Below are 1,310 nucleotides of genomic sequence, written 5' to 3'. Positions count from 1 at the left end.
CGAATACATCGAGATGGAGTACAACAGCTGCCGGCTCCACTCGACCCTGGGCTACCAGACGCCGAGGGAGATTGAATTGGCAGCTGCGGCTTGAAAATGTGTCCGCTCTGGCTTGACCAGAACACAGTATGACCTTTGACGAGGCGGTCGATCAGGCCAAAGCCAACCCTCAAGCCGATTATGTTGCAGCACGAGTGGTGATTGGTGTTGAAGGCAAGCCGAATCTTGATTTTGCCTCGTCCGACGGGCGTCTTCGTTGGAGAACGCGCGAGGTAGGGCGGTAGCGTGAAGCCAGACGTACTTTTCAGGCGGGGCCATTTGCCGTGTTGCTCTCTCTTGTAGTGGCGGTGCCAGTAGGAAGGCCTTGCTAGCGATTTCCTCAGCAGGGCGTTCTTTTCGAGCTATCCTTAAAGGCGTTGCACGGTTCGCCGGATGGCTCCGGTTTGGCCGCGCGGTCGTGCTGACAGGTCATCAGGTCGCTGGCGGCATCGGGCGAAGGGCAGGCTTTGAGCGCATTAACTGTAATGAAAACAAGATTCTAACTTGGCGTTGGAGGCTGCCGTGAAAAGCGCTACTCGCTTTCCGCGAAGCCTGAGCTCTTCGTTAGACGTAAATTGGCGGTGATAGTACCCAAGATTTAACTGCAAAGGTGAAAATAAATGGCCACTCATATAGTCCTCGTGAACTTCACGGATCAAGGAGTTAAAAACGTCAAAACGTCGCCGGATCGCGTCGACTCTTTCGAAAAAATAGCCGGAGATCTTGGAGTAAAGGTCGAGAGCGTGCACTACACTACGGGACCTTTCGATATAGTCCTGCTCTTAGACGGCGCCGACGAATCTGTAGCAACCGCTGTTCTGGGCGCGGGAACTACCGGTAATGTTCGTACGCAAATTTTACGTGCATTTTCCGTTGACCAAATGCGAGAAGTTGTAAGTGAGTTGTCCTAGCTATTTATGTCGGAGGCGCCTAACCAAGCGCTCAACCGGATCCGTGAGACTCCGTGGCTTTTTGTGCATGTCCCTACGCTCCATTGTTGCCCAAGAAGCCGCTCCGCTCTCGGGCAATCATTAGAAGTTCGCCGAATATAGGCGCCGAGGCCCGCCCCCATGGGGTCAGACCCCAGCCAAGTCACGAAGTCCGTCATGGTGCGCCTTGCAAGCGGATTCGACGCCGCCGGGGTCTGACCCGAATGGCACTTACTTAAGCTTTTTCGGATGTCCGTAGCGTTGGATCTCCTCACGCGCTTGGTGGCGATGCGTTTTCAATAACCGGTGGGGCCGGGGGCGCCGTTTGATAGCTCTTGGCTC

At 54.9% G+C, this 1,310-nt stretch carries 2 protein-coding genes; both read left to right on the top strand.

Annotated features, from left to right (window positions below; translation table 11 throughout):
- The first annotated feature begins 128 nt into the window (after positions 1 to 128).
- On the top strand, positions 129 to 284 hold the full coding sequence (locus AC5W54_RS22465) for a hypothetical protein (RefSeq protein ID WP_495964320.1): 156 nt from the start codon (positions 129 to 131) through the stop codon (positions 282 to 284).
- Between the two features lie 375 nt (positions 285 to 659).
- The gene (locus tag AC5W54_RS22460; RefSeq protein WP_495964319.1) at positions 660 to 950 is read left to right on the top strand and encodes a GYD domain-containing protein; all 291 of its coding nucleotides are present in this window, start codon (positions 660 to 662) and stop codon (positions 948 to 950) included.
- Positions 951 to 1,310 lie beyond the last annotated feature (360 nt).

This window comes from Halomonas sp. LMYGS-3, from assembly GCF_059509875.1.
The sequence above is the reverse complement of the archived record's forward strand: the minus strand, read 5'-3'. Positions and strand labels throughout refer to the sequence as shown.